A 26,822-nucleotide genomic window follows, 5' to 3' on the forward strand; every position below is an offset into this window, starting at 1 on the left:
TGACGACTGCATCGCAGGCGAAACCGCGGCGCCGTAGTCATACGGCCCGCGGTTTTTATGCCTTGGTAGCGACTGGCGCCCCAGCCTTGCGTAACGGCCGGGGGGCGGCCCTACGCAAGGGTTCAAAAAATGTCGCTGTACTTCTTCCGCATCAGCACCGGCCGCTATTCCGGCGCCGCCGACCAGCCATACGAATTCGAGGATCGCGACGCCGCCTGGAAAGAGATGACCGAGGTGTGTGGCAATCTGCTCGGCAGCATCTCGCGCAATCTGAAGCCGAATGCGAAGTGGAGCATGGAGCTGCTCGACGAGAACAAGCAGCCGGTCTTTCGCATTAGCCTGGTCGGCGAGACGGTCGGCTGCAAAGTTTTCCAAGGCTGACTTCAGGCTGCAATTTACAACTATGACGAGACCTAAACCCTTCGATTTCAATCATTTAGCGTAAAAGGTCAGTATTTCTGCGAAGCCCCCTGTTAACCAGAAGATGGAACTTTGACCGATAGCTTTCCCGGTAAGGGCGATCAACGTCCAGGCGGCCGGCAATGACTTGGCTGCATGTTTCCGGGAAATGCACCATGTTGAGCTTCGTCCAGAACCTGCGAATTGGCACCAAGCTGGCGATCACCTCGGCGCTCACGATAGCCCTGGTCGCGCTGATGATCTTCCTGCAGATGACTGGCAACGCCGAGGTCCAGAAGCTCGATATCGCGGCATCGATACACCAGGCGATTGCGCAAAACGCCGCGGAAGCGAAAGCCTCGGTGCGGGGCATGCAGATCGGCATTCGCGACACGCTGCTCTCATCCTCGCCGACCGATCTGAAGAAGGCCGCCGACTATTTCAGCGAGCGCCAGACGGCGGCCCTTAAATTCGCGGGTGAAATGGCCAGGCTTTCGCGCTCTCCGGAAAACCGTCAGCGCATCGACCGCTTGACGACCGTGATCAGAGATTTTCGAAAAGGGCAGCAGCAGATCGAAGCGGTGCGTAAGCAGGCGATCGAGCTCGAGGCGAAGCAGGTCGGCAAGGAGCCGAGCGCAGACGCAATCGCCCAGCTTGCGAAACTGGGGTCGGAAATCGATCGCATCCGTAAGGAGGTGACCCTTCCGATCAACGAAGAGATCGCGCGGCTGACCAACCAGATCACGGATGCTGCCAAGCAGGGCGGTGCGGAGAGCCGTGCCGAGGCTGAATCGGAAGCCGCCTCCGTGGCGCGGACGTCGCTCGTCGCGGGCGTGTTGGTCGCGTTGGTCCTGATCGGGGCGTGTATCTTCTCGATTTTCAGTATCGCGCGTCCGATGCGCGCGTTGACTGCGGCGATGGAGAAGCTTGCCGGTGGCGATTTCGCCGTGGTGTTGCCCGGGCTTGGCCGCAAGGACGAGGTCGGCGGCGTCGCGAGCGCCGTCGAGAAATTCAAGGTCGTGTCCGAGCAGAAGGCGCGCACGGAAGCCGAGGCCAAGATCAGGCAGGATCAGGTCGCAGCCGAGCGGCGCAAGGCCGACATGCACAAGCTGGCCGACAGTTTCGAGGCCGCAGTTGGCGAGATCGTCGAAACCGTATCGTCGGCTTCGACCGAGCTCGAAGCGTCCGCCACGACGCTGACCTCGACCGCGGAGCGCGCGCAGCAGCTCACCACCGTGGTGGCAGCGGCCTCGGAGGAAGCCTCCACCAATGTGCAGTCGGTGGCCTCCGCAACCGAGGAACTGTCTTCCTCCATCACCGAGATCAGCCGTCAGGTGCAGGAATCCGCGCGCGTTGCCGGTGAAGCCGTCGGCCAGGCCCGCACCACCACCGAGCGCGTCAGCGAACTGTCAAAAGCGGCGACGCGCATTGGCGACGTCGTCGAGTTGATTAACACCATCGCGGGTCAGACCAACCTCCTGGCGCTCAACGCCACGATCGAAGCGGCGCGCGCAGGTGAAGCCGGACGCGGCTTTGCCGTGGTCGCCTCCGAGGTCAAGGCATTGGCCGAGCAGACGGCGAAAGCGACCGGCGAAATCGGACAGCAGATCTCCAGCATTCAGGTCGCGACGCAGGAGTCGGTTGGCGCGATCAAGGACATCAGTGACACGATCGAGAAACTCTCGGAGATTTCCTCGACGATCGCCGCTGCCGTCGAAGAACAGGGCGCGGCGACGCAGGAGATCTCCCGCAACGTCGCGCAGGCCGCCCAGGGCACTCAGCAGGTGTCGTCCAACATCACCGAGGTGCAGCGCGGGGCGAGCGAAACCGGCTCGGCATCCTCGCAGGTGCTGTCGGCTGCCCAGATGCTGTCAGGCGACAGCAATCGCCTCAAGGTCGAGGTCTGCAAGTTCCTCGGCACTGTTCGTGCGGCCTGACGGCGGCATGCTTCAAGCAGACACAGGATTGCAACCGCCGCGCGTGATCGCGCAGCGTTGGCCGCGAGCATATCGCGGCTCCGCGACGAAGGAGCAGCGCTGCGCGATATACTCACAACTGCAACAAATAGTTGCAGTCAGTTTAAATATCGAGAATCGGCAAATCAGTAGTTCCTCTAGGTTCTTGTTAACGCCTGTTTGCAATTATGGGCGCAATCTTACCGGATAAGAACCAGCCAGCATTGTTGGAATGACCACCGCCCACCGTCCGTCGCGACGGCCGCGGCGCGGGTGACTTGTGCGTTCAGGTATCATCGGGATTTGTCGTGATGTCGAAGTTGTCGATCGTCTTCAAGCTTCTGTCCGTGTTGTCGGTCCTCGTGCTCTCGCTCGCCGGCGTCGGCGTCGTGGCGATCGGCACGATGCAGAACATCAACTCCCACACCGTCGAGATCGCCCAGAGCTGGCTGCCGAGCGTGCGCGCGCTGGGCTCGATGCGCGCCGACATCAATGAGCTGCGCGTTGCGCTGCGCCTTCACCTGATGCAGGACACCGCTGAGGGCAAGGATGCCGCCGAGAGGCGGCTGGCTTCGCTGCGCGAGCGTATCGACCAGACCCGTAAAGTCTACGAGCCGCTGATCACCTCGGCCGAGGAGCGCTCGCTCTATGGGCAATGGGCCAAGGCGTGGGCCGAGTATCTGAACGGCGTGCAGGACGTGATGGCACTGTCGCGCAAGAGTCCCGGCAAGTTCCCGGCCGATGCCAACGAGATGCTGCAGACCAAGGTCGCAAAGATGGCGCAGGCGGCGGATCCTTTGCTCCAAAAGGGCATTGAGATGAACAATCACGGCGCCGAGCTGGAGACGAAGCAGGCGGCCGACAGCTACGCCACGATCTTCCGCGTGCTGGTCGGCATCATCATCACCTCGGTGGCGATCGCGATTGGTGCGGCCTATTATCTCGTGCGCGACGTTTCGCGCGGCATTGCCTCGATCATCAAGCCGATGCAGTCGCTCGGTGAGGGCGATCTCTCGGCCGAGGTGCCGCATCGCGGCGAGAAGACCGAGATCGGCTCGATGGCGGATGCGCTCCAGATCTTCAAGGAAGCGCTGATTGCCAAGAGGATCGCCGATGAAGCAGCCGCACGCGACGCCGAGGCCAAGATCGAGCGCGGGCGTCGCGTCGATGCCATCACCCGCAAGTTCGAGGCGATGATCGGCGAGGTCGTCGGCACCGTCTCCTCAGCCTCGATCGAGCTCGAGGCGTCTGCAACGACGTTGACCAACACCGCGCGCCGCGGTCAGGAACTCTCGACCGCGGTTGCGGCGGCCTCCGAGGAAGCATCGACCAACGTGCAATCGGTCGCCTCGGCTTCCGAAGAGCTGTCGTCCTCCGTCACCGAGATCAGCCGACGCGTGCAGGATTCGGCGCGCATGGCAGCGGAAGCGGTCGACCAGGCGGCGCGGACCAATGCGCGCGTCAACGAGCTGTCGCAGGCGGCATCCCGCATCGGCGACGTCGTCGAGCTCATCAACACCATCGCGGGCCAGACCAATCTGCTGGCGCTGAACGCCACCATCGAGGCGGCACGCGCGGGCGAGGCCGGCCGCGGTTTTGCGGTCGTCGCCTCCGAGGTCAAGGCGCTGGCCGAGCAGACCGCGAAGGCGACCGGCGAGATCGGCGCGCAGGTCGCAGGCATCCAGTCTGCGACGCAGGAATCGGTCAGCGCGATCCAGGAGATCGGCGGCACCATCGAGCGGCTGTCGGAAGTGTCCTCCGCGATCGCCGCCGCCGTCGAGGAGCAGGGTGCCGCCACGCAGGAAATCTCGCGCAACGTGCAGCAGGCCTCGCTCGGCACACAGGAAGTCTCGATGAACATCACCGACGTGCAGCGCGGTGCGATCGAGACCGGATCGGCCTCGACGCAGGTTCTGTCGGCGGCGAAGTCGCTGGCGGCCGACAGCACCCGCCTCAAGGTCGAGGTCGCGCAGTTCCTGGAATCGGTCCGCGCGGCCTGATCCTCAACTGCCTGTCTGCGGAGCCGGCGGCGGGACCTGCCGCCGGAACAGGATGCGCTGGTACAGCCAGCCGATCGCGACCAGCACGATGCCGAGGCACATGAACGACAGCGCCCGGTAGACGCCGGTCAGCGTCGACATGTCGATCACGAAGGCTTTCAGGATCGTCAGCGCGATGACGGCGGCAGACGCCAGCCGCGCCCGCTCGGAGTTGACGAGAATACCGATGCCGAGCAGCACGACGCCGAAGGCGAGCCAGCCGATCGAATAGGTGTATTGCTCCGCGCCCGTGGTCTCGCCGCTGGCGAGGAACGGGCCGTGGTAGAAGCGGCGGATCTCCAGCGTCAAATACGAAAGCGCAAACACGAGGGCCGCGCCCGCAATCGTGTTCGCATAGACTTTACCGCGTGCACCGACCACCGCATACGCAAGCAGCAGCATCAGCGCCGCCGGCAGCGCGTAGCAGAGCAGCAGCAGGTTGAACACGGCGCCGCCGACATCGATGTGCCACAGCAGCGGGTTCTCCAGGAGCAGCAGGCCGAACACGCTGACGACGCCGGCGATCGCCGTGAGCACGACCGCGCCGACATTGTGCACGATGCTGTGGCTGCGCAGCCGCAATCGCTCCAGCCCAATCGCCATGGCCAATGACACGCAGACCTGGAGGCCTGCTTCGAGCTGCGACGGCGCTGCGATCATGTCGCCGCCGGTCGCGAGATGGCGAACCTCCATGAAGGCGAGCAGCGCACTGAACAGGATCGCGGCCGCCTCCACCATGCGCAGCGGCGCGTCGTCAGCGCGTCGGCGCAGGAACATGCTCGCCGCCCAGAACGAGGCGGCCGGCAGGCCATAGCCCCACAGCAGCCAGTTGAAGATCGGCGTGGTGCCGACGGCATCGCCGACGATGCGCGGATCATAGAGGATGCGCGCGGTGACGATGCTGGCGAAGATGGCGGCAAGCCAGCGCAGGAACGGGATCGGCCGCTGCATCGCAATCCAGGCGGTGCCGAGCGACATCAGCGCCAGCGCGATGGTGAGCCAGCCCTTCTCCAGCGCGAAGGTCAGCGCCAGCGCCAGCGCGCCGAGCGTGCCGGTCGCAAACAGCGCCGTCGAGATCGCAAGCCCCGGTCGGGTCTCGCGGCGGGTCAGCGTTTCCGTCGCGGCACCAAGGCTAGCTGCGAGCAGCACCGCGAGGATCGCGAACGGGATCGAGCGGTCGAGATGGGCGATGCGGGCATAGAGCGCCACCAGGATGGCGATCGGCGTAGCGACGCCTGCTGCCGACCACACCACCGGAATGACCGCCGAATTCGAGCGGCCTTGCGCGAAGAAGCCCGCAAGACCGAAGCCGGCGGCGAAGATCGCGGCCATGACGAGATGCAGCGTCACCGCACTGTCGGTGGCGGTCGGCGTGATGCCGGGCATGGCGCCGCCCGGCAGCACCAGCATGTCCGGATTGGCGCGCACGGCCCATTCGGCGAACACGATGAACACGGTCGCAGCGGCCGCACCCAGCGCGCCGACTGCTGCCTCCGCGCGCCAGGCGACGAACAGCGTCGCCGCAACGAGCAGCGTGAAGGCGATCAGCGCAAGATCGGCATGCGCGCTCGACAGCACGATCAGCATCGCGCCGAACAGATAGGCGCCGAGCGCGCTCGACGACACCGGCTCGATCTGTCCGTCCTCGATGGTCGGGCCGAACATGAAGCCGCAGACGACGAGCAGTGCGGCGAGCGCAAAGCCGGCGATCACATGGAAGGCATGCGGCGCGACCTGCAGCTCGCTCGCTTCGAGTCCCGGGAAGATCCAGAGCACGGCGAAGACGATGGTGGTCACGGCCAGCCAGCGCCACAGCCTGATACGGGCGAGGCCAAAACTCGCGGCGGTGACGATGGCGAGATAGATGTAGAGCGCCCAATAATCCGGCTTGCCGCTGGAGACGAGCACAGGCGTCGCGAACGCGCCGACCACGCCGAGGCCGGCGAGCGCCGGTCCGTGCAGCAGCGCCGCCGCGAGTGTGCCGAGCCCGACGAGGCCGAGCAGCACGAAGGCCGTGGCGGGCACCAGGAAGCCATAGAGCGCGTAGGCCGCGTATACGGTTGCGAACGCGACCGCGGTTCCGGCCGCGGTGAGGATCGCCGGGATATTGGCGATCGGCAGCGCCGCGATGGTGGAAATGCTCTCCTTGCGCCGCGTCCATTCGCCGGCGCCCAGCAAAGCGAGCGCGAACAGGGCGCCGAGGAACACACGCACGCCGGGGCCCAGCAGGCCGGCCTCGATCGAATAGCGCACCATGAAGAAGCCGCCGAGCGCGAGCGCAAGCCCGCCGATCCACACCACCCAGCGCGTGCCGAGCCGCTCCTCGAAGCCAGGCTCTGGTGCCGGCAGAGGAGGCGGCGCATCGGCGCTTGGTTCGAGCGGCGGCGGAGCCACTTGATCCGCGAGCGGCGGCGGCGCGACCTCGGCTTCGGGCATTAGCGGCGGCGGCTCTGCCGCGCTCGTCGTGGGCGCAACAGCCTGCTCCTGCACCGGCATCAGCGGCGGCGGCTGGACCTGTCGCTGCGCGTACAACATCCCTTCGAGTGTGTTCAGCCGCCGGCGCAGCTCGGCCGCCTGGCTGGAGGCCTTGATTGCGATCAGGAAAGCGATGATCGCAATGACCATCACAATGTCGTCGAACGGAGCGTCGAACATGAGGCCTCCAGGCGAATCGGCGCGCGGGCCGATCGCCACATCTTAACCTAGCGCCGGGAGCGTACGCGCAAGCCGGGCGCCGGCCGCTCCTGGAGCACATCGCGGCGGAAGCGATAGAGTGCCGCCGGCCGCCCGCCGGTCTGTGTCGACATCACGCCGGTCGGTTCGACCAGGGCTTCGGTTTCGACCAGACGGCGGAAATTCTGCTTGTGCAGGTGGCGGCCGGAGATCGCCTCCACCGTGTACTGCAACTCAGTGAGTGTGAACTCGGCGGGCAAAAGTTCAAACACCACAGGGCGATACTTCAGTTTTGCGCGCAGCCTGGCAATCGCGGTGGCCAGGATCCGGCGGTGGTCGAACCGCATCGAGGTGCCGAGCGCAGGCAGCGTTTTGCGCGCCAATGCCGCAGGCCGGCCGTCGCGGCGCGCCTCCTCGACGAGGCCGGCCTCGTACAGGAGTTCATAGCGATCGAGCACGCGCTCCTCGTCCCAGGCCGCACCTTCGAGGCCGAAATAGAACCGCACGCGATCTTTTCGCGGCAATGCGCGTGTGGTCTCGGGCGTCTCCTCCTCGGCCCACTTGTTGAGCTCCGGGATGATGTCACGGGCGATGATCGCGGGCGGCGCCTCGCGCCAGTCTTCCCAGGGGAAGAAGCGATACCAGGGCTCGAAGCTCGCCGCGTTCGCAGCGCCCTCGGCGGCGCGCGTCAGCGCGAGATAGCCGATCGACACCATATGCGCGCCGGTGTCACCGGCTTCCGCATGGCGGCCGCGGTCGCCAAAGGTGTAGAGCTGCTCGACATAGCCGAGCCGCAAGCTCGCCTGTTCCTCGACCCAGGCGCGCAGGCCGATCTCGAAGGTGCGATGGCTCGGCGCATCGAATGGACCGAACGGCAGTCCGGTCAAGCCGTCGACGCCGCGCGCGGTCAGCACCAGCGGCTCATGATCCTCGATCGCGACGATCGCGGCAGTCAGTCCGATCTCGATCGGCGTCAGCAGCTTGTCGCTCATGCGGTGACGATCGCTGATGTCATTCGAGCTCGATCGCGAAGGGGCGGCCCTCGACCAGCATCTCGCCCGGGCCCATCTCGTCGAGCGCGCGCAGCATGCGGCCGTTGCGCCCGAGCGCACGGTCGGCAAGGCTGACGATGCGCCGGTTCGGCGAGGCGATCGGGGAGGCCGCGCGGATCTTCTTCGCGATCTCGATTTCGTCGCGATCGGGATTGAGCGCACAGACGGCGGTGAATGCGCTCGCCGTGGAGCGGCTGATGCCGGCATAGCAATGCACCACAAGCGGCGCGCCGCGGTTCCAGCCGCGCACGAAGTTCAGCACCTGGTCGATATGAGCCTCGGAGGGTGCGACGAAGCCATCCATCTCCTCGGTGATGTCGTCCATCGACACCTTGAGATGATTGGCAGGGAGCACCGACACCGGCCGCGCCACCTGCTCGACATTGGCCATCACGGTCAGCACATGGCTGGCCCCGGTGCGGCGGACGGTTTCGGGAAGGGCGGCGAGCGAACAGACGTGGATCATGATGGACCTTTTTGGCGGCGACTATAGCGGGCGCCTGTAGGGTGGGCAAAGCGAAGCGTGCCCACCATTTTTGTCGCAAGCGTGAAGAGAATGGTGGGCACGGCGCAAATGCGCCTTTGCCCACCCTACAAGACCTACGCAAACACGGCGCCAAACCGCTCCAGAAACTGCTTCTCGGCCCGCGCCGCCGTCCAGGGCGTCAGATAATCGCGCCGGACGCTGTCGGAAAGGCCCGGGTCCCTGCCGAACAGGCGCTTGGCCTCGCTCTCGCTGAAGCCGGCAAGCTCGGTTGCCTCGAGATACGCCGCGCCGCGATCGGCGGCCTTGATGACCAGCGTGATCTCGTCGGGCAGCACCGGCGGCAGGCCGAAGCGGATGTGGATGGCGCCGAGCAGGCGCTTCTCCACGGCCTTGTAATGGCCGTCGAGCACCGCCTTGAACGGCGAGATCATGTCGCCGATGACATATTCAGGCGCATCGTGCAGCAGCGCGGCGAGCCGCATGCGCTCATCGACGCGCGGCATCTCGTGCCGCAGCACGGTCTCCACCAGCAGCGTGTGCTGTGCGACCGAGAAGATATGCGCGCCGATGGTCTGCCCGTTCCAGCGGGCGACGCGCGCGAGCCCATGCGCGATGTCGGCGATCTCGACGTCGAGCGGGGAGGGATCGAGCAAATCGAGCCGCCGGCCCGACAGCATGCGCTGCCAGGCGCGCATTTGCACGCCACGCGACGCCGTCTTCTTCGTCGTCATTTGGCCTTCAGGCGCGGCTTGCGCTGCATCTTGCTGCAGGTCGCGTGGCAATGGCAGTCGACGAGATGGTCGTTGACCATGCCGGTCGCCTGCATGAAGGCATAAACGATGGTCGGGCCGACGAACTTGAAGCCGCGCGAGGACAGCTCCTTGGAGACCTGCACCGACAACGGCGTCGAGGCCGGCACGCTTGCCGTGGTCTTGAAATTGTTGACCTTGGGCCGTCCGCCCATGAAGTCCCACAGCAGGTTCGAGAAGCCCGGGCCCTTCTCCATGATCTCCAGATACGACTTCGCGCTCAGAATCGTGCCGTCGATCTTGGCGCGGTTGCGCACGATGCCGACGTCGTTCATCAACGCATGCACCTTCTTGTCGTTGTAGCGCGCGATCTTCTCCGGCTGGAAATCGTCGAACGCTTTGCGGAAATTGTCGCGTTTGCGCAAAATCGTGATCCAGGAGAGGCCGGCCTGGAAACCGTCGAGGATCAGCTTTTCATAGAGCGCGCGGTCGTCATACTCGGGCACGCCCCATTCGGTGTCGTGATAGGCGACGTAGAGCGGATCTTCGCCCGGCCAGGGGCAGCGGGTCTTTCCGTCGGGATGCAGGCGGGGAGCACGGCTCATGCGATGGGCTGCTTTGCGGGGATGCGGACGACGTCGGGTTCTGCCAGTTTCAACGCGAGACCGCCAGCGGTGAGCGGCTGGCCGGCATCGAGCGCGTCCGCAACGCGGTCGATGCGCACCAGCGCAATGCCCTTGCCTTGCGCCGACGAGCCCATGGTGCCGACGGACTTGTCGCCGGCCATGACACTGACACCTGCCTCAGGCGAGGAGTCCTCGAGCAGGACCTTCACGCTGCGGGTGCGCGCGGTGCCGCGATGCTGCATGCGCGAGACGACCTCCTGGCCGACATAGCAGCCCTTGTCGAAATCGACGCCCGCCAGACGGTCCATATTGGTCTCGTGCGGAAATGCATCGCTGTACATGAAATCGAGCCCGCCGCGCGGCACGCCGAGTGCGATGCGATGCGCCTCGTAGTCGGCGGCATCGACCAGCTCGGCGCCGATCAGGTCCGACAGTTTCTGCTTGAGATCTTCGGGGACCAGGATGCGAGTGCCGAGCTCTGCATTGCGTGGATCGGCGAAGGCGAGGTCCGGCTGCGCGGCCAGCTGGCCGTCCCAGGCCGCGAGCACGCCGAGATCGTTGGAGAGGTTGTCCACCGTCACCTTGGCGCGCAGCTTGTAGAATTTCAGCTTGGTGGCGAGGCCGTCGGCCAGCGCCTTCGGGCAATCGATCAGGAACCCGCCGCCGTGGCCGGCGGGGGCTTCCGTGATCAGGAAATCCACGATGATCTTGCCCTGCGGCGTCAGCAGCGCGCCGAATCGCCCCAGGCCCGGCTTGAGCTTGTCGAGATCGGTCGTGACGAGCCCGTTGAGGAAGTTGCGCGCATCCTCGCCCGCGACCTTGATCACGCCCCGGTCAGGAAGAAACGCTGATTTCATGTGAAAATCTCTTGCGACATGTTGCTCCGGAACGTAAGCCCGCAGGGCATAAACGACAAGACCTCGAGCCCTGCGCTTGGGGATGACAGAGGCCTCCAGCCATGACCCAGCGCTTCGATGTGATCCTCAAAGGCGGCACCGTCGTCAACCAGGACGGCGAGGGCGTTCGCGACATCGGCATCACCAATGGTCGCATCGCCGAGCTTGGCCCGCTGTCGCAAGGCTCCGCCGCTGAAGTGATCGACTGCAAGGGTCTCCACATCCTGCCCGGCGTGATGGATACGCAGGTGCATTTCCGCGAGCCCGGGCTGGAGCAGAAGGAAGACCTCGAGACCGGTTCGCGCAGTGCCGTGATGGGCGGCGTCACCGCCGTGTTCGAGATGCCGAACACGTCTCCGTTGACCGTGACGGAAGCCACCTTCACCGACAAGGTGAAACGCGCCCATCACCGCATGCATTGCGATTTCGCCTTCTTCATCGGCGGCACCCGCGAGAACGTGCAGGATCTCCCTGTGCTGGAGCGCGCGCCCGGCTGTGCCGGCGTGAAAGTGTTCATCGGCTCTTCGACCGGCGCGCTGCTGGTGGAGGACGACGAGAGCCTGCGCCGCATCTTTCAGGTGATCCGCCGCCGCGCGGCGTTCCATGCCGAGGACGAATATCGTCTCAACGACCGCAAGTCGCTCCGCATCGAGGGCGATCCGCGTTCGCATCCGGTCTGGCGCGACGAGACCGCGGCGCTGATGGCAACGCAACGCCTCGTCAAGCTCGCGCACGAGACCGGCAAGCGCATCCACGTGCTGCACATCTCGACCAAGGAAGAGATCGAGTTCCTGCGTGACCACAAGGATGTCGCCTCCTGCGAGGCGACGCCGCATCATCTCACGCTGGTCGCGCCCGAATGCTACGAGCGGCTCGGCACGCTGGCGCAGATGAACCCGCCGGTGCGCGGCGCCGATCACCGCGCCGGCATCTGGCGCGGCATCGAGCAGGGCATCATCGACGTGCTCGGCTCCGATCACGCTCCGCATACGCTGGAAGAGAAGCAGAAGACCTATCCGGCGTCGCCCTCCGGCATGACCGGCGTGCAGACGCTGGTGCCGCTGATGCTCGATCACGTCAACGCCGGCCGGCTGTCGCTCGCAAGGTTCGTCGATCTCACCAGCGCGGGCCCGGCGCGTCTCTACAACATGGCCTGCAAGGGCCGTATCGCCGCCGGTTACGATGCCGACTTTACGATCGTCGATCTCAAGCGCAGCGAGACCATCACCAACAAATGGGTCGCCTCCAGAGCCGGCTGGACACCCTATGACGGCGTCCGCGTTACGGGCTGGCCCGTCGGCACCTTCATCCGCGGCCGCCGCGTGATGTGGCAGGGCGAACTCGTGACGCCGTCGCAGGGCGAGCCGGTGCGCTTTCTGGAGACGCTGAAGCAGTAGCGGGCAGCATCTAGCTTCTCGCTCCGCTGTCATGCTCCGCGCAGGCGGGGCATCCAGTACGCCGCGGCCTTTCGGCTCAATCATTGCGGCCTCTGGAATACTGGATTGCCCGCCCCAGTGCGCAACTGCGCACAAGGCGGGCAATGACAAGGTGCCGGAAAGCGTAAGCTAAAATTGGGAGAGAGCAATGTCCCAGCCAACCGCCCTCATCACCACCGAGCAACTCGCCTCGATCCTCGGCGACCCCAATCTCCGCCTCTACGACTGCACGACCTACAACGAGCCGGTCCCGCCCGGCAGCGACGTGCCGTATCGCGCCGTTCCCGGCGACAAGACGTTCGCGGCCGGCCATATCCCCGGCGCCGATTTCCTCGACCTGCAAGGCGAGTTCTCCGACACCTCCGCGCAGCACTTCTTCATGATGCCGGGCGTGGCCCAGCTCGAAGCCGCCTTCGGCCGCCACGGTGCGGATGCAAGCAAGACCATCGTGCTCTACAGCATCGGCTCAATGATGTGGTCGACGCGGTTCTGGTGGACGCTGCGTTCGCTCGGCGTCGACGCACGGGTGCTCGACGGCGGCTTCGACAAGTGGAAGGAAGAGGGGCGGCCGGTCGAGACCGGCGCCCCGAAGGGCTATCCGGCAACGACCTTCAAGGGGACGCTGCGCGCGAGCTTCTTCGTCGACAAGAATACCGTCAAGGCGCGTATCGGCGATCCCTCGACCGTCACCGTCAACGCACTCGGACCGCAGTTTCATAAAGGGCTTGAGCCAAGCCGCTACGGCCGGCCGGGCCGTGTGCCCGGCAGCGTCAACGTGTCGGCTGCAACGCTCGTGAACGCCGACAAGACCCTGACCTCGCTTGCGGATGCCGAAGCGAAATTCGCAGCCCAAGGCGTCACTCGCGACAAGAACGTGATCCTGTATTGCGGCGGCGGCATCTCGGCGACGATCGACCTGTTTCTGCTGGCGCAGCTCGGCTACGACAAACTGACGCTCTACGATGCCTCCATGGGCGAGTGGGCGAGGGACCCGGCGCTGCCGATCGAGACGGATTAGGGGGCGAATCTGACCCTCCGGCGGAGGGTAAGAAAGTTGGGAACCTTTTCTACCAGCCTACATCCAATGTCTGGAACTCACGGAAACGAGCAGGTGACCGCCATGCAACGGACTGCAGCCGGCCTGTCCGCCGGCGCCAGATCATCGGAAGCCGAGCTGATCGACCGCGCGCGAGGCCGTGACGAGGCCGCGCTCCGCGAGATCATGCAGGCCAATAACCGCAGGCTTTACCGCCTCGCGCGCGGGATATTGCGCAGCGACAGCGAAGCCGAGGACGTGGTGCAGGAAACCTATGTTCGCGCCTTCACCCATCTCGACGGCTTCCGCGGCGAGTCCGGGCTGTCGACCTGGCTGTCCCGCATCGCCATCAACGAGGCGCTTGGCCGGGCGCGCAGCGCCAAGCCGCATGTCGAGCTCGGCTCGGTGGGCGAAGCCGCGCTCGAGGCGCAGATCATCAAGTTTCCCGTCTCTCCCGCAGGCGATCCGGAAAGGACCATGGCTCAACGTGAAATCCAGCGCGTCGTCGAACGCGCCATCGACGAGTTGCCGGATGTTTTTCGCATGGTCTTCGTCGCACGCGTCATGGAGGGCATGAACATCGAGGAGACCGCGGATCTGCTCGGCGTCAAGCCCGAGACTGTGAAGACGCGGCTGCACCGCGCCCGCACCTTGCTGCGCGAGAACGTCGAGAAGGAGATCGGCCCGGTGATGATGGACGCGTTCCCGTTTGCCGGCTGGCGCTGCGAGCGCCTGACCGAGGCCGTTTTGAAGCGGCTCGGAATCGGCGGTTGAAATTTTTCGGGAACGTTTGCGCGAAACGCCCATCCAATTCCTGTGAAGCAACGCCGGAAAAACCGCCCGGCAGCACAGGAGTGTCAAACCATGTTCGTTCGTTGGAGCGCGGCGTTCGCCGTAGCCATTCTGTTGTCCAGCCCCGTGCTGCCGCAAGGCGCGCGCGCTGCCGACAAGCTCAGCGATCCGCAGATTGCCCACATTGCCTACACCGCAGGCGTGATCGACATCAATGCGGCCAAGCAGGCGCAGAAGAAGGCCAAGAACAAGGACGTCAAGGCGTTTGCCGAGGACATGCTGCGCGACCACGAGGCAGTCAACAAGCAGGCGCTCGCGCTGGTCAAGAAGCTGAACGTCACGCCGGAGGATAACGACACCAGCAAGGCGCTGTCGAAGCAGGCGAGCGACAAGCTGGCCGAGCTCGACAAGCTGGATGGCGCTGCCTTCGACAAGGCCTATGTCGCCAACGAGGTCGCCTACCACAAGACGGTCAACGGCGCGCTGGAGACCCAGCTCATCCCGTCCGCGAGCAATGCCGAGCTGAAGAGCCTGCTCCAGACCGGCTTGAAGATATTTCAGGGTCATCAGCAGCACGCCGAGCACGTCGCGGCCGAGCTGAAATAGGGAGCGCGTGATGATGTCGGGGCGGCTGTCTTCGATCGCGTTTGCGGTCGCTTTGCTGTCGATGGCCGTCCCGGCGCACGCCGCGACGATCGAGATCACGATGGAGAATCTCGTGATCTCGCCGGCCGAGCTGTCGGCGAAGGTCGGCGACACCATCGCATGGATCAACAAGGATATCTTCGCCCACACCGCCACCGCGAAGAACGGTGACTTCGACGTGACGCTGCCGCCGAAGAAGGCGGTGACGTCAGTTGTGAAGAAGGCCGGAACGGTCGATTATTACTGCCGCTATCATCCTAACATGAAAGCGACGCTCAAGATCGAGCCGTGATGAATGGCCCCGCGTGCGGCGGGGGCATTTTCGAAAGCCGCTTACTGCCTTGCGAGGCAGACCGAGAATTCGCCGTTGCAGATGCGGGCCGGAAAACCCTCGACGAATTTCGCCACCGCGTCCTCGCCATAAGTGCCGACGAGCTCGGCAAGTGCCGCAAACAGGCTCGCCTGCGCCAGGCAGTCGCCGTCGACGCCGTCATGGCGCGCTTCGGCCCAGGCCTCGTTGAGATAGCTCAGTGCGGCCTGCTTCTGCTCGTGATCGGGCAGCGGCGCGCGGGCGGGGGCGTAGGAAATCGGCTGGCTCATGAATCTCAATCAGGCTGGGGCGCGATCCACGGCGATGCGCTGTGCAAGAGGTGTAGCACGCGCATTAACGACCGCTAGGCCACATCTTTAAGAACGGTTAACGGCTGTGAACAAAGTCGATGACAGAGTTCCCGAGAGATCAGTTCGCGTAGCGCGCCGTGAGATCGCGCGAGATCTTCGAGCCTTCCTCGATGTAACGGCGGATCGCCACCGTCGCGGCCGGCGTACAGCTTCGATAGGTCTGCTGAAAGCCATTATAGCCGCGGTTGAAGCCGGCGATCATGCGGGTGCGGCGCTCGCCCGCGGGGGTTTCGGCCTCGATCAGCGCCTGCATCTCGCTGCGCCATTTGTTGCCCTCGTTGGAGCCGCAGATGCCGCGCAGATAGTGCAGGCCGCCGAGGATTTCGGCCAGCCGCTGCAAATCGGCGTCGAACGGCGCCGCCACGTCCTGGGCCCGGGCGGGCGCGGAGGCGCAGGCGAGAATCAGGGCAAAAATGGCCAGAAATCGCGTCGACATCGGCGGGGTGTATGCCCCCTCAGGGCGGAGGACGCAAGGCGGGGCCCTCAGGGGCCGATCAGCCGGTAGGCGGACTGGATGATTTCCTCCAGCCCTCCGGTCAGTTTGATATCGCCTAAGCTGCTTAGCGCGTCCGGGGCGATCCAGCGGTAGTCGTCGAGCTCGTCGTTCAGGACCGGTTCCCTGGCCACCCAGCGGGCGGCGAAGGACAGGATCAAATAATGGCCGGCACCGGGCGCGGCCGGCAGCACCTCGCGCCAGCCGGCAAGGCTGACGATCTCGATCTCGAGCCCGGTCTCCTCGTCGACCTCGCGGCTCAGTGCTTGGTGCAGCGATTCGCCGAATTCGACCCGGCCGCCGGGCAGCGAATAGAACCCTTTTGCGGGCGAGCGGGCGCGGCGGGTCAGCAGCACCTTGCCGTCGCGGAAGATGGCCGCGCTGACCGCGATCTGGGGACGGGTGGGCTGGATAACGGCAGGCATATCTTCAACGACCCTGGCTCAATTCGCCATGATGCTGTCGACGTCGGCCTCCGCGCCGCCATTGATGATGCCGCCGCAGGCCGCGATCAACGGCTTGACCCAGAGGGTGGCCTGCTCAGCCAGGCTAATGCGGGTCGTGTCCTTGTCGACCTCGCGCATGGCCGTGCCGACCGCCGATAGAATCGAGGTCATGGTGTCGGTGATGTGGTCGAACTGGGCGCGCACGTTGGGCTCGGCCTTCTCATAAGCTTCGATTGCCAGATCCCGTGCCTTGAAGTTCGAGGCGGTAAAATGCTCGGCATAGGACAGCGGCGACCAGGTCAAAAAGTCCTCGGCACATTCCGGCATGTCCGGGATCATTTCCAGAAGCATCACGGCTTCATTGAAATGGTTGAGATAGTCCGTGGCAAGCCCGGTCCGCGGATTGATGTTGGCCACGCGCAGCCGCTCGGCCCAGGCCGCGGCCTCGGGGCCCGTCTGTGCGCGCGTCGCGGGTTGGGAGGCCGTTGAGCTCATCGGCCGCAGTGTTAACGTTCGGGGTTAAAAGGACCTGAACGGACCCTATATTGGCGCAACGATGTGTGGACGCTTTGTCATAACTTCGGCCCCCGCGGCCTTACGGCAACTGTTCGGCTATATCGAGCAGCCGAATTTCCCGCCGCGGTACAATGTCGCGCCGACGCAACCGATTCCGGTCGTCCTGATCGAGAATGGCGCGCGCCATTTCCGCCTGATGCGCTGGGGTCTGCTGCCGGGCTGGGTCAAGGACCCCAAAGGCTTTACGCTGTTGATCAACGCCCGCTCGGAGACGGTGCCGGAGAAGCCCGCCTTCAAGAGAGCGATACGCCGACGGCGCGGCCTGATCCCGGCCGACGGCTATTACGAATGGAAGGCGGTCGACGGCCGCAAGCAGCCGTTCTTCATCCATCGCGCCGATGGCGCGCCGCTCGGCTTCGCGGCGGTGTTCGAGACCTGGGTCGGGCCGAACGGCGAGGAGCTCGACACGGTCGCGATCGTCACGGCGGCCGCGGGCGAGGATCTGGCTGCGCTGCACGACCGCGTGCCCGTCACCATCAGCCCGCGCGATTTCGAGCGCTGGCTCGATTCTCGCAGCGACGAAATCGATTCGATCCTGCCGCTGATGACCGCCCCCCGCATCGGCGAATTCGCCTGGCACCCGGTCTCCACCCGCGTCAACCGCGTCGCCAATGACGATGAGCAGCTGCTCCTGCCGATCAGCGCAGAGGAGATGGAGGCGGAGGCAGAGGCGGTGAAGCCGAAGAAGGTTGCGCGGAAGGTTGCGGCCGGGTCAGCGGATGACGGGCAGGGGTCGTTGTTCTAGGCGGCCGCGCCTCACACAATCTCCCGCGCCCGCAATGCCGCGATCTCCGCCGCATCGAAGCCCAGCTCGCCCAGCACCGCATCCGCGTCCGCGCCCAATTCCGGCGCCATCCGGTCCAGTCTGCCGCCGCCATGCGCGAGCTTGAAGGCGCTGCCGGCGAAGCGCAGGCGGCCGTATTGCGTGTCCAGCTCCTGGATCGCGCCGCGCGCCTTGATCTGCGGATGATCGATCACCTCCTCGACCTTCCAGATGCTGGCGCAGGGCGCACCGGCGTCCTCCAGGATCGTCTCCCATTCGCGCGCAGGCCTGGCCGAGAGCGCCTCCTCGATGATGGCTCGCAGCGCGGGTTCATTGTCGTTGCGGGAAAACCAGTCGGCGAAGCGCGGATCGCTCAGCGTGTCCTCGCGGCCGAGCGTGGCCATCAGCGCGCGGTATTGCTTCTCGTTGTTGACGGCGAGCAGGATGTGGCCGTCGCCGCATTTGAACAGGTTCGCCGTGGTGCGACGGCTCACCGCCTGGTTGCCGGACAGCTGCTGGCGATGGCCGGCGACAGACCAATCCGCGATCTGGCCGGAGAGAAACGCCATCGTCGCCTCCAGCATGGAGACGTCGATGAGCTGCCCCGTGCCGGTGCGGTCGCGTTGATACAGCGCGCTCGACACGCCGAATGCCGCCGTCGCGCCGGAGAGCACGTCGCACACCGCAAAGCCAGCACGCGTCGGCCCGGTCTCGGGATGGCCGGTGATCGCCATGATGCCAGATAGCGCCTGCATCTTGCCGTCATAGCCGGGCCGCAACCGATCCGGGCCGGTCTGGCCAAAACCCGACACCGCGCAATAGATCAGTTTTGGATTGATCGCCGAGAGCGCTTCATAGCCGATGCCGAGCTTGTCCATCACGCCCGGACGAAAGTTCTCCATGACGACGTCGACCTGCGCCGCCAACTTCTTCACGATCGCGATCGCCTCTAGCTTTTGCAGATCGAGCGTCAGGCTGCGCTTGTTGCCGTTGATGGCCTGGAACGCCGGCGCCAGCCCGCGCTCGGCCCATTCGCGCGACAGCGGCGTGCGGCGCATGTCCTCGCCCTCGCGCCGCTCGACCTTGATGACATCAGCGCCCAGCAGCGCGAGCTGATAGCTCGCATAGGGGCCGGCCAGCACTTGCGTGAAGTCCAAAATCTTCACGCCCACGAACGGTCGCGTCACGTCGCTCTCCCCTTGTTGTCTTGTTTGATTGGAGGACGTCAGGCGGCGCGATTGCCGCGCGCGATCTCCTTTTGCTTGTCGAATTCGGCGCGGCGGCGTGCCAGCTCTTCGGGCGAGAGCTGCGCGACGTTGTTGTAGTCGAGCTTCCAAGAGGCGTCCTCGCTCCAGCGCAGGGGCGACTGCATCGTCGTTTGCGGCCCACTCGCACTCTCCAGCACTTTCAGCGCCAGTTCCAGCGTCTGCGCCTGCGAAGCCATGTCATGCGGCTTGCCCGCGGAATTGCCGAGCGGGAAGTCCGAGAACAAAAATCGCGGCACCGCGGCGTGCTCGATGATGTCCTTGGCGCAGCCCATTACCACGGTCGGAATGCCGTTGGCCTCGAGATGCCGCGCCACCAGCGCGGTGGTCTGGTGGCAGACCGGGCAGTTCGGCACCAGCACGGCGACATCCACCTTGTCGGCAATGCAGCGCGCCAAAATCTCCGGCGCATCGGTGTCGAGCGTGACGCGATGGCTGCGGTTCGTCGGCGCGCCGAAGAAACGTGGCGCGACCTCGCCGATGCGGCCGGCGGCGCTGGCCTTCAATAGCTGCGGCAGTGGAAACCAGGTGCCGTTGTCGGTGGCCGTCGTGTGCTTGCGGTCGTAGCCGATATGCGAGATGCGCAAATCGTGTGGCTGCGAGGTGTCGCCGTCATAGACCTGATAAAACTTCGCGCTGCCATTATACGCCGCGCCCGGCCCCTGATCGCCCTTGGTCGGATCGTAGGGCGCAGCCGTCGTGATGATCGTGACGCGCGATTGCGCCAGCGGCTTTTTCAGCTTCTGAAACGGCGCCTCGGTGTAGTGCGCCCAGCGATAGGCGGTGGTGTAGCCGATCGCCGCGTAATAGTCCCGCGTGCGCTGCATATAGGGGACGGGGGCGTCGTAGTCGGGCGCAAAGCCGAATTCGTCGTCGCGCGGAGCGGACATGGGCGCGTCTCCTGGTTCTTGGTTAGAGACCAGACTAGAGATAGTCGGCGGTTTGCTCAACAGGCGCCACGTCCGCGCAGGCCAGAATTGCGTATCGCAATAGCTTGCCGCGACGGAAGTCTGCTCCCTCTCCCGCTTGCAGGGGAGGGCTGGGGTGGGGGTGCTTCCGCAATGGGACAGCCCCGATGAGGAGAGAGCCCTCACCCGGCGCTACGCGCCGACCTCTCCCGCAAGCGGGAGAGGTGCAGCGAGCTCGCGGCGGCACGCTACCTGAACACATGCAGCGCGGCGTATTGCAGCAGCATGATTGTCTTGGCGTCGATGATCCTTCCGTCGGCGATCATGGCGAGCGCGTCGTCGATGCCGAGTTCCAGCACCTCGATGTCCTCGCCCTCGTGCGCGAGGCCGCCGCCGTCGCTCACCCGCATCGAAGGCTCGTATTCGGCGACGAAGAAATGAAGCTTCTCGGTCACTGCGCCCGGGCTCATGAAGGCCTCGAACACCTTGTGGACGTGGTGCAGGCGATAGCCGGTTTCCTCCTCGGCCTCGGCGCGGATGCGCATTTCGGGCGAAGCATCGTCCAGCAAGCCGGCGGCCGCCTCGATCAGCAGGTCGTCGTAGCCGCGGATGAAGGCGGGCAGGCGGAACTGGCGTACCAGGATCACGCTGCGCCCGGCGCGATTGTAGGGCAGCACGGCGGCGGCGTTGTCGCGCTCATAGGTCTCGCGGTGCTGCGTCTGCCATTCGCCATTGGCGCGCCGGTACTCGAACGTCGTGGTCTTCAGGGGCGTCCAGCCGTCCGAGAGCACGCGGACGTCCTTGATGCGGACGCGGTCGGAAATGGTCATGGCTTGATCTCAGTTGCTTGCAGTGGTCGCGCGGCCGTCGAGCCACTTCTGGAACATCACCGAGGTCGATTCCTCGAAGCCGAGCGACTGGTAGAACGCATTGGCCTGCGCATTCTCGCGGCGGACGAGGAGCTGAAGCTTTGTGATGCCGGCGGCGCGCAGCCAGGCTTCGGCGGCCGCCATGATCGCTCGGCCAAGGCCGCGTTTGCGACAGTCCGGATCAACCGCGACGTAATAGACCCAGCCGCGATGACCGTCATGGCCGACCATGACGGTTGCGACGATCGCCCCATTGTCGCGGCCGATCAGTATGGTCGAATTGTCCCGCCGCCGCGCCAGCGCGATGTCGGCATGCGGATCGTTCCACGGCCGCGTCAGGCCGCAGCGCTGCCACAGCGCCACCACCGGCTCGACATCGGCGTCCCCAATCGCGTCGATCGCAAGAGCACTCACAGCACCTTCCCCGGGTTCATGATTCCAAGGGGATCGAGCATCGCCTTGATCGCGCGCATCAGCTCGATTGCGGTCTTGTCCTTCACGTCAGGCAGCTCGTCGCGCTTGAGCACGCCGATGCCGTGCTCCGCCGAGATCGAGCCGCCCATGCGCAGCACGATCGCGAACACGACGGCGTTCATCTCGTGCCAGCGCGCGAGATAATCCGCGGTGTTGGCGCCGATCGGCTGGCTGACATTGTAGTGCAGATTGCCATCGCCGAGATGGCCGAACGGCACCGGCCGCGCGCCGGGGATCAGCTTCACCACGGCGGCGTTGGCTTCCTCGATGAATTCAGGCACGGCGGCGATCGGCACCGAGATGTCGTGCTTGATCGAGCCGCCCTCGGGCTTTTGTGCCGACGACATTTCCTCGCGCAACTTCCAGAAATTAGCGCGCTGGGTGAGGTTGGCCGCGATCACCGCGTCGTCGACGATTTCCTCTTCCATGGCGCGGGCCAGGATCGTTTCCAGCGGCGTGCGGGCGTCATCGCTCGGTGCGGACAATTCCATCAGCACGTACCAGCGATGCTTCTCGCTGAGCGGATCGCGCACGTCGATGCCGTGGCGGACTGAGAAGTCCACCGCCATCTCCGACAGCAGCTCAAAACTCGTCAGCGCATTCGCGGCCTCGCTCTGCGCGATCGTGAGCAGTTTCAGCGCCGCCGCCGGCGATTGCAGCCCGACATAGGCCGTCTCGATCGCCCGCGGCTTCAGAAACAGCTTTAATGTCGCCGCGGTGATGATGCCGAGCGTGCCTTCCGCGCCGATGAAGAGGTTGTGCAGATTGTAGCCGGTGTTGTCCTTCTTCAGCTTCGACAGCACGTTGAGCACGCGCCCGTCGGCGAGCACCACTTCCAGCCCCAGCGCCATCTCGCGCGCCACGCCATAGGCGAGCGCGGCGGTGCCGCCGGCATTGGTCGAGAGATTGCCGCCGATGGTGCAGCTTCCTTCCGCGCCCAGCGATAGCGGAAACAGCCGGTCGACGTCGGATGCCTTCTGCTGCGCGATCTGCAGCACCACGCCGGCCTCGCAGGTCATGGTGTTCGACGCAGTGTCGACCTCGCGAATCTTGTCGAGCCGGCGCAGCGACACCACGACCTCGCCATTATGCGGCGTCTGTCCGCCGACGAGCCCGGTATTGCCGCCCTGCGGCACCAGCGCGATTTTATGCGCGGAAGCGAGCTTGCAGATATCAGAGACTTCCGCCGTCGAGCCCGGACGCAGCACCAGCGGCGAGCGGCCGTGGAACAGATTGCGCTCCTCGGTGACATAGGCCTCGATGTCGGACGGATCAGTGATCGCGTGCTTTTCGCCGACGATCTTGCGGAATTGGTCGATCAGCTCGGGCGCAAGCGGAGGGATGGCAGCCTTATTGATGTTCATCGTCTGGTCTCTACTCCGCTCTCATCTCGCCACCGCGGCCCGCCGCAGCCGGTCGTTGATTGCTTCGCCCAAATCCTCTTCGGGAATCGCCATCACGGCGATCGCCCGCGGGCCCTTGGCATCAAGGGCGCGAAGATAGCCGAACAGGTTGGCGGCAGCTTCATCGAGATCAGCCGCGGGCGACAAATTCATGACAGCGGCGGCGCCCTCAAGTCCGGACAGGCGCGCAGGGCCGAACGCCAGCAGCGCTTCGCCCGGTGCCACGTCACGCGCATTGAGCCGCACGGTCGCGCGCGGCGCGTAATGCGAGGCCAGCATGCCCGGCGCCAGCGGCTGGCTGTCGTCGCTCCCGGCCTCCACCGGCGGTCGCGCCAGGGGCATGCCGAGCACGGTCTCAATTCGTTCGCGCGACAGCCCACCGGGGCGCAGCAGCATCGGCGCGTTGAGGCAGCCGACAATGGTCGATTCGACGCCGACCGCGACCGGCCCACCGTCGACGATCAGGTCGATCCGCCCCGCAAGGTCGCTCTCGACATGGGCGGCCAGCGTCGGCGAGACATGGCCGGAGATATTTGCCGACGGCGCCACCACCGCCCCGCCAAAGGCGCGCAAAATGGCCTCCGCCACGGGGTGGGCGGGAATGCGGATCGCGACGGTGTCGAGGCCGGCGGTGGCGAGATCCGCCACCGGGCAATCGTCCGTCTTCGGCACCACCAGGGTCAGCGGTCCCGGCCAGAACGCCTCGGCGAGCTTCAGGGCGCGCGCATCGAACCTTCCGATCCGCCGTGCAGCGGCGAGGTCGGCGACATGGGCGATCAGCGGATTGAAGGCCGGCCGCCCCTTGGCGGCGTAGAGATGGGCGATCGCGGTGGCATTGGCGGCGTCCGCGCCGAGCCCATAGACCGTCTCGGTCGGAAACGCGACCAGCCCCCCGGCGGCCAAGGTCCGGGCTGCAGCTTCCGCGCCAGCCTCGCCGGCCGGCAAAATCGACGTTTCAAGACCCGTTTTCACAGGGACAAAATTCCTCAGCTCGGCCGCTTGCGGTGCGTCACACCCGACGCTATAAGCCGGCCTCTTGTCGGAGTGTGGCTCAGCCCGGTAGAGCACTGCGTTCGGGACGCAGGGGTCGCAGGTTCGAATCCTGCCACTCCGACCATTCTTCCAAAAGTCGACGTTTTCCAGAGGCTTGGCGGACCGGCCGCCAACGCCTCGGAACGCCTTATTGCAACGATTTTCGGGGCGGGTCCACGACCGATTTGGCCGGGCAGGGGCGTCTGAGCCCTCGGCATGGCTTTGGGCTTTCGCCAGGTTGGTTCGCATCTGCGATGGACATCGAACGCACAAAGCGTAATTTGCCCCCTCCCGAAGGCGAGTAGAATGGCCGAGAGATTGTAGTTGCCGGGCGATTCAAGTACCGCTGGTATCAGTCGAAAACGGGCGGGCGCTGGCGGGGTGGGAATTGGCGGCCAAGACAATCGAAGACGCGGTGTCCAGCTTTGGCGCGAGTGTCAAGCCGAAGCTCTCCAATATCGCAATCGTTGGCTCTCCTGAGGATCAGTTGCGTGGGCCGCTCGACGTGCTCTTGCGCGCTCTGGCCGAGCTTGCCGAACTGCCGCCGAATTCGGTTCATTTGGTCGGAGAGACCGTCCAATCCGACTTGAAAACGCGTCCCGATTTCGCCGTCACGGTTTTCAAGGCGCTCGTTGGATTCATCGAGGTCAAGGCGCCGGGCAAGGGCGCAGATCCGCGCAAGTTCAATGATCAGCACGACCGAGAGCAGTGGGAGAAGCTCAAGTCCCTGCCGAATTTGCTCTACACTGACGGTAATTCGTTCAGCCTTTGGCGCGATGGCAAGCTCGCTGGGTCGATTGTCCACCTGGAGGGAAACGTCGAAAGTGCCGGCGCCAAGCTCTCCGCCCCGACGACCCTCTTGCCGCTCATCAGCGATTTTCTGCGCTGGACGCCGATTGTCCCAAAGACGGCAAAACAACTTGCGGAGGTTAGCGCTCGGTTGTGTCGTCTGTTGCGCGACGAAGTTGTCGAGCAATTGGAGCGCAAGGCTTCCGGGCTCACTGGCCTCGCTGAGGACTGGCGCAAGCTCCTCTTTCCCCAGGCGGATGACGCGCAGTTCGCGGACGGTTATGCGCAGGCGGTGACTTTCGGCTTGCTGGTGGCCCGCGCTCGCGACATCTCCTTGGAGAACGGCACTGAAGCTGCTGCACAAGAACTACGCAAGTCGAACTCCCTGATCGGAACGGCGCTGCGCGTCCTGACCGAGGACTCATCAAATCAGGAAGCCCTCAAGACATCCCTTGGGACGCTCACGCGCGTGCTCAACGAGGTGAACTGGCACACCATCAGCAAGGACAAGCCGGAGGCATGGCTTTATTTTTATGAGAACTTCCTCGAAGTTTATGACAACAAGCTGCGCAAACGCACCGGCTCCTACTACACACCGCCGGAAGTTGTCTCGGCGATGGTCAATCTCGTGGACGAATGCTTGCGTGGGCCTTTGTTCGAGCGCGCGAACGGCTTCGCGGCATCCGACGTTGTCGTAGCTGATCCTGCGGTCGGCACAGGCACCTTCCTGCTCGGAGTGCTCCGACGCATCGCCTTGACAGTGGCTGATGATCAGGGCCCAGGCGCCGTACGGGGCGCTATCGAGAACGCTGCAAAGCGCTTGATAGGATTCGAACTGCAATTTGGCCCTTTCGCGGTGGCCCAGCTTCGGCTGATCGCTGAATTGCAGGCCCTAATGGGAAAGCCGCCGCTGCCTGAGCTTCGCCTTTTCATTACCGATACGCTGGGCAACCCTTTCATCGAGGAGGAGAAGCTTGGCCACACCTATGAGCCCATTGCGCTGTCAAGGCGGGCCGCGAACAAGGTGAAGAAAGACGAGCCCATCACTGTCGTGATCGGGAACCCGCCCTATGACAATCGCGCGGGCGGACTTGGGGGCTGGATTGAAAGCGGCAGTGCCGGCCGTCCGGCACCGCTCAGTCGCTGGGTGCCGCCGAGAGAATGGGGCATCGGCGCCCACGCGCACCACCTCAAGAATCTCTACATCTATTTCTGGCGCTGGGCGACTCTGAAAGTGTTTGGCGCCGGCTGGAATGAGTCTACCGGATTGGCCACTGAGGATCGCCAAGGCGTAGTTTGTTTCATCACGGTTGCAGGCTTCTTGAACGGCCCAGGCTTCCAGAAGATGCGAGAGGATTTGCGCCGCGACTGCAATGAAATTTGGGTAATCGACTGCTCGCCGGAAGGTCATCAGCCGGATGTGCCGACCCGAATCTTTCAAGACGTGCAGCAACCCGTATGCATCGTCCTTGCTGCGCGCTCTGCGGCGAAGGATGCCAGTGTGCCAGCTCGTCTACGGTACATAACGCTGCCTGAAGGCAAACGCGAGAACAAGTTCAGCGCCCTCGAAAAGCTCTCATTGAATGACCCGACATGGAAGAATGGTGCCGCTAATTGGCGCGAGCCATTCTTGCCGCAGCAGAGCGGCGAATGGGCGACCTTTCCATCTCTCTTGGACTTTTCTGTATGGTCCAGCCCGGGCGTTAAGACTCATCGCACATGGGTCATTGCGCCAGATGTCCAAACGCTGAACCGACGTTGGGATGTCCTGCGAAATGAGCAAGATCCGGAGAGGAAGAAGGACCTCTTTCATCCGGATCGAGATCGTAGCTTGGATCGAGTAGTAAACCGTGACCTCGGCTCTCATCATGTCAGGCCGATCACCGTCGCTCAGGATCAAGGTTCTGTAGTTCCACCTACGCGGTATGCCTTTCGCTCGTTTGATCGACAGTGGATAGTCCCAGACCACCGCCTGATCAGCCAAGCTCGTCCTGAGTTGTGGGCACAAGATTCTCCAAAGCAGCTCTACATGACATATCTTGAAGCGCAGTCGCCAGAGAATGGACCTGCAGTAAGCTATGCAAGCTTGCCTCCTGACAATGACCACTACAAAGGTTCGTTTGCCGGTCGCGCAGTTCCGCTCTGGCGCGACCGCGCTGCGACTCAGCCGAACATCAAGCCCGCGCTGCTCGCGCATCTCGCCAACATCTATGCGCGGCAAGTCAAGGCTGAAGACGTGATGGCCTATCTCGCGGCCGTGATGGCACATCCAGGCTTCACAGCTCGCTCAAGGCCGATTTGGTCCGCCCGGGTTTGCGTGTTCCATTGACCGCGGACG

General features: G+C 64.6%; 26 protein-coding genes and 1 tRNA gene. 11 read left to right on the forward strand and 16 right to left on the reverse strand.

Translation table 11 applies throughout. The features are described from left to right. Positions 1-129: 129 nt before the first annotated feature. From JJC00_RS11375 to JJC00_RS11385, 3 genes are all read left to right on the forward strand, one after another. Positions 130-381: a DUF6894 family protein gene (locus JJC00_RS11375; RefSeq protein ID WP_200472647.1), complete on the forward strand. Its 252-nt coding sequence runs from the start codon at positions 130-132 to the stop codon at positions 379-381. A gap of 194 nt (positions 382-575) precedes the next feature. Further along, positions 576-2,336, forward strand: a complete 1,761-nt coding sequence (locus JJC00_RS11380; RefSeq protein ID WP_200472648.1) for a methyl-accepting chemotaxis protein — start codon at positions 576-578, stop codon at positions 2,334-2,336. Positions 2,337-2,665: 329 nt separating this feature from the next. Then, complete coding sequence (locus JJC00_RS11385) at positions 2,666-4,354, forward strand: methyl-accepting chemotaxis protein (RefSeq protein WP_200472649.1); 1,689 nt, start codon at positions 2,666-2,668, stop codon at positions 4,352-4,354. 3 nt (positions 4,355-4,357) lie between these two features. On the opposite strand, the gene JJC00_RS11390 is transcribed toward JJC00_RS11385, so the two are convergent. The 6 genes from JJC00_RS11390 to JJC00_RS11415 form a co-directional block, all read right to left on the reverse strand. Continuing rightward, positions 4,358-7,048, reverse strand: a complete 2,691-nt coding sequence (locus JJC00_RS11390) for a DUF2339 domain-containing protein (RefSeq protein ID WP_200472650.1) — start codon at positions 7,046-7,048, stop codon at positions 4,358-4,360. A gap of 47 nt (positions 7,049-7,095) precedes the next feature. Then, on the reverse strand, positions 7,096-8,058 hold the full coding sequence (locus JJC00_RS11395; RefSeq protein WP_200472651.1) for an NUDIX hydrolase: 963 nt from the start codon (positions 8,056-8,058) through the stop codon (positions 7,096-7,098). A 19-nt stretch (positions 8,059-8,077) separates the two neighbouring features. After that, on the reverse strand, positions 8,078-8,584 hold the full coding sequence (locus tag JJC00_RS11400) for a tyrosine phosphatase family protein (protein ID WP_200472652.1): 507 nt from the start codon (positions 8,582-8,584) through the stop codon (positions 8,078-8,080). 134 nt (positions 8,585-8,718) lie between these two features. Beyond that, positions 8,719-9,336, reverse strand: a complete 618-nt coding sequence (locus tag JJC00_RS11405) for a YfbR-like 5'-deoxynucleotidase (RefSeq protein ID WP_200472653.1) — start codon at positions 9,334-9,336, stop codon at positions 8,719-8,721. Next, positions 9,333-9,959 (reverse strand): DNA-3-methyladenine glycosylase I, encoded by a 627-nt coding sequence (locus JJC00_RS11410; protein WP_200472654.1) that lies wholly within the window; start codon positions 9,957-9,959, stop codon positions 9,333-9,335. Before JJC00_RS11410 ends, JJC00_RS11405 begins: the two co-directional genes overlap by 4 nt. Continuing rightward, the gene (locus JJC00_RS11415; RefSeq protein WP_200472655.1) at positions 9,956-10,837 is read right to left on the reverse strand and encodes a YgfZ/GcvT domain-containing protein; all 882 of its coding nucleotides are present in this window, start codon (positions 10,835-10,837) and stop codon (positions 9,956-9,958) included. The genes JJC00_RS11410 and JJC00_RS11415 overlap by 4 nt, the downstream gene beginning before the upstream one ends. Before the next feature lie 101 nt (positions 10,838-10,938). On the opposite strand from JJC00_RS11415, the gene JJC00_RS11420 reads away from it, so the two are divergent. The 5 genes from JJC00_RS11420 to JJC00_RS11440 all read left to right on the forward strand — a co-directional run bounded on the left by JJC00_RS11420 (position 10,939) and on the right by JJC00_RS11440 (position 15,077). Beyond that, entirely contained in the window at positions 10,939-12,273 is a 1,335-nt protein-coding gene (locus tag JJC00_RS11420) for a dihydroorotase (RefSeq protein WP_200472656.1), read from the forward strand. Positions 12,274-12,460: 187 nt separating this feature from the next. Further along, positions 12,461-13,330, forward strand: a complete 870-nt coding sequence (locus tag JJC00_RS11425) for a sulfurtransferase (RefSeq protein ID WP_200472657.1) — start codon at positions 12,461-12,463, stop codon at positions 13,328-13,330. Between the two features lie 102 nt (positions 13,331-13,432). After that, positions 13,433-14,122: an RNA polymerase sigma factor gene (locus JJC00_RS11430; RefSeq protein WP_200472658.1), complete on the forward strand. Its 690-nt coding sequence runs from the start codon at positions 13,433-13,435 to the stop codon at positions 14,120-14,122. A gap of 90 nt (positions 14,123-14,212) precedes the next feature. Continuing rightward, positions 14,213-14,746, forward strand: coding sequence for a DUF4142 domain-containing protein (locus JJC00_RS11435; RefSeq protein ID WP_200472659.1), 534 nt, complete (start codon positions 14,213-14,215; stop codon positions 14,744-14,746). 10 nt (positions 14,747-14,756) lie between these two features. Beyond that, the gene (locus JJC00_RS11440; RefSeq protein WP_200472660.1) at positions 14,757-15,077 is read left to right on the forward strand and encodes a cupredoxin domain-containing protein; all 321 of its coding nucleotides are present in this window, start codon (positions 14,757-14,759) and stop codon (positions 15,075-15,077) included. A 41-nt stretch (positions 15,078-15,118) separates the two neighbouring features. Here JJC00_RS11440 and JJC00_RS11445 read toward each other — a convergent pair whose 3' ends face one another. From JJC00_RS11445 to JJC00_RS11460, 4 genes are all read right to left on the reverse strand, one after another. Beyond that, entirely contained in the window at positions 15,119-15,385 is a 267-nt protein-coding gene (locus JJC00_RS11445) for a hypothetical protein (RefSeq protein WP_200472661.1), read from the reverse strand. A gap of 139 nt (positions 15,386-15,524) precedes the next feature. Continuing rightward, entirely contained in the window at positions 15,525-15,902 is a 378-nt protein-coding gene (locus JJC00_RS11450) for a TIGR02301 family protein (protein WP_200472662.1), read from the reverse strand. A 47-nt stretch (positions 15,903-15,949) separates the two neighbouring features. Beyond that, the gene (locus JJC00_RS11455; protein WP_200472663.1) at positions 15,950-16,384 is read right to left on the reverse strand and encodes an NUDIX hydrolase; all 435 of its coding nucleotides are present in this window, start codon (positions 16,382-16,384) and stop codon (positions 15,950-15,952) included. Positions 16,385-16,402: 18 nt separating this feature from the next. Next, positions 16,403-16,900, reverse strand: coding sequence for a hypothetical protein (locus JJC00_RS11460; protein WP_200472664.1), 498 nt, complete (start codon positions 16,898-16,900; stop codon positions 16,403-16,405). A gap of 61 nt (positions 16,901-16,961) precedes the next feature. Between JJC00_RS11460 and JJC00_RS11465 the strand changes: the two genes are divergently transcribed. Beyond that, a complete protein-coding gene (locus JJC00_RS11465) occupies positions 16,962-17,726 on the forward strand; it encodes an SOS response-associated peptidase (protein WP_200472665.1) in 765 nt (254 codons plus the stop codon). An 11-nt stretch (positions 17,727-17,737) separates the two neighbouring features. Here the strand turns inward: JJC00_RS11465 and JJC00_RS11470 are convergent, their stop codons facing one another. The 6 genes from JJC00_RS11470 to JJC00_RS11495 all read right to left on the reverse strand — a co-directional run bounded on the left by JJC00_RS11470 (position 17,738) and on the right by JJC00_RS11495 (position 23,635). Next, on the reverse strand, positions 17,738-18,931 hold the full coding sequence (locus JJC00_RS11470) for a CaiB/BaiF CoA transferase family protein (protein ID WP_200472666.1): 1,194 nt from the start codon (positions 18,929-18,931) through the stop codon (positions 17,738-17,740). Between the two features lie 38 nt (positions 18,932-18,969). Further along, positions 18,970-19,899 (reverse strand): glycine reductase, encoded by a 930-nt coding sequence (locus tag JJC00_RS11475; RefSeq protein ID WP_200472667.1) that lies wholly within the window; start codon positions 19,897-19,899, stop codon positions 18,970-18,972. Between the two features lie 266 nt (positions 19,900-20,165). Then, positions 20,166-20,747 carry an NUDIX domain-containing protein gene (locus JJC00_RS11480; RefSeq protein WP_200472668.1) on the reverse strand — a complete coding sequence of 194 codons (582 nt, stop codon included), beginning with the start codon at positions 20,745-20,747 and terminating at the stop codon, positions 20,166-20,168. A 9-nt stretch (positions 20,748-20,756) separates the two neighbouring features. Then, positions 20,757-21,200, reverse strand: a complete 444-nt coding sequence (locus JJC00_RS11485) for a GNAT family acetyltransferase (protein WP_200472669.1) — start codon at positions 21,198-21,200, stop codon at positions 20,757-20,759. Beyond that, positions 21,197-22,624, reverse strand: a complete 1,428-nt coding sequence (locus JJC00_RS11490; protein ID WP_200472670.1) for an FAD-binding oxidoreductase — start codon at positions 22,622-22,624, stop codon at positions 21,197-21,199. Before JJC00_RS11490 ends, JJC00_RS11485 begins: the two co-directional genes overlap by 4 nt. 21 nt (positions 22,625-22,645) lie before the next feature. Beyond that, positions 22,646-23,635, reverse strand: a complete 990-nt coding sequence (locus JJC00_RS11495; protein WP_200472671.1) for an L-threonylcarbamoyladenylate synthase — start codon at positions 23,633-23,635, stop codon at positions 22,646-22,648. 68 nt (positions 23,636-23,703) lie between these two features. On the opposite strand from JJC00_RS11495, the gene JJC00_RS11500 reads away from it, so the two are divergent. Continuing rightward, positions 23,704-23,780, forward strand: a tRNA-Pro gene (locus tag JJC00_RS11500). 303 nt (positions 23,781-24,083) lie between these two features. Beyond that, positions 24,084-26,813, forward strand: a complete 2,730-nt coding sequence (locus tag JJC00_RS38580) for a type ISP restriction/modification enzyme (RefSeq protein WP_283816812.1) — start codon at positions 24,084-24,086, stop codon at positions 26,811-26,813. Positions 26,814-26,822 lie beyond the last annotated feature (9 nt).

The organism is Bradyrhizobium diazoefficiens (assembly GCF_016616885.1).
GTDB lineage: Bacteria > Pseudomonadota > Alphaproteobacteria > Rhizobiales > Xanthobacteraceae > Bradyrhizobium > Bradyrhizobium diazoefficiens_F.